Source organism: Rhodococcus sp. NPDC055112 (genome assembly GCF_053607505.1).
The window spans coordinates 1-1,561 of record NZ_JBSGTR010000123.1 but is presented as its reverse complement, the minus strand read 5'-3'; the positions used below and the strand labels follow the sequence as shown (position 1 = coordinate 1,561).

The window sequence follows — 1,561 nt, the reverse complement described above, 5'->3', positions numbered from 1 at the left end:
CGCGAGGGCTGGGCGCCGAAGCCCCGGTTCCGGGTGTCCGTCTAGGAGCCGAAGCCGCCGAGGAGCGAGCCGAGGCTGCCGAGGCTGCCCGTGCTACTGCCGTTGTTGCCGGCGGGTGCGACGGTGACCTGTTGGGTGGTGGTGGATCCGGTGACGCCGTTGCGGCCGGAGAAGGTGGCGGTGATGGTGCGCTGTTCGGCGGCGGTGGGGGTCCACTGGTGGGTGGCTTCGCCGTTGGCGCTGACCTGTGCGGTGCCGAGGACGGTGTTGCCATCCTTGAATTCGATGGTGCCGCCTGCTGCGGCGGGAGTGACCTTCGCCTTCAGCGTGATCGCGGTGCCGACCTTTGCTCCGGTGATGGGGGTGAGGGTGGTGGTCGAGGCGGTGCTGCCGACCGGTGCGACTGTGACCTGTTGGGTGGTCGTGGATCCGAGGACGCCGTTGCGGCCGGAGAAGATGGCGGTGATGGTGTGCTGGCCGTCGGTGTCGGGGTTCCAGATGATGGCGGCGGTGCCGTCGGCCTCGACCTGTGCGGTGTTGATGACGGTGTTGCCGTCCTTGAATTCGATGGTGCCGCCTGCTGCTGCGGGGGTGACCTTTGCCTTCAGGGTGTTCTCGGTGTCGGTGGTGGCTCCGGTGAGGGGGTCGAGGGTGATCGTGGAGGCGACGTCGGCGGGTGCGGCCGTGACCTGGACGGTCTGCGGTGCGGACTGGGAGGTGTTGGCGGTGTTGGTGGAGGGGAATTTGGCGGTGAGGGTGTGCTGGCCGGCGGTGGTGGAGGTCCACTGGTAGGTGGCCTTGCCGTTGGCGCCGAGTGCGTTTTGGCCGATCTTGGTGGTGCCGTCGTAGAACTCGACGGTGTTGCCGGTGGCGGCGCCGGTGACGGTGGCGGTGAGGGTGGTTGCGGTGCCGACCTTCGCTCCGGTGACCGGGTTGAGGGTGGTGGTGGTGTTGGCCTTGGTGACGGTGATGGAGGGGCCCTTGGTGCTGAAGTCGCTGGGGGTGCGGCTTCCGCTGTAGGCCATGCCGCTGCCCAGAGCGGTGCCGAGGTCGCAGTCGGCGCCGACTTTGTATTGGGCGCTGAGGGTGGCGGGGTCGGTCTGCGAGGTGGTCACCTGGTAGCTGGTGGCCATGAAGTCGCCGGCGACGAAGTCGGGCGTGATCTCGAAGTAGGGCTCGACGGGGTGGGTGCCGGCGTTGTCGGTGAGCTTGGCGGAGCCGGGGACGTAGGTCAGGCAGGAATCGTGGAAGTCCTTGACCCAGAAGATCCGCTCGGTGTAGCCGTCGTTTCGCGCGAGTTTGTTGCTGACGGTGATGGTTTCGCCGACGGCGGGGGTGGAGTTGCTGACGGTGCGGGTGAAGAGGGTGGTCCCGTTCCAGATGTCCCAGCTGACGGAGTCGGGGGCAGCGGCGGCGATGCCGGTGCCGAAGATCGTCAGTGCGCCGAGCGCGAGGGTGGTTGCGGCGCCTGCGGCGACGGTGCGTGTTGTTGCTCGATGTGCCATGGGCGTTCCTTCACTTGGTGCGGCCATCAGCGTCGCCGCGAGCTGTGGGACAGGGG

1 protein-coding gene is annotated in these 1,561 nt (G+C 68.0%); it reads right to left on the bottom strand.

The features are described from left to right. Nucleotides 1-41: 41 nt before the first annotated feature. Nucleotides 42-1,505, bottom strand: coding sequence for an Ig-like domain-containing protein (locus tag ACWFRB_RS26340; protein ID WP_452644296.1), 1,464 nt, complete (start codon nucleotides 1,503-1,505; stop codon nucleotides 42-44). Between the last annotated feature and the right edge of the window lie 56 nt (nucleotides 1,506-1,561).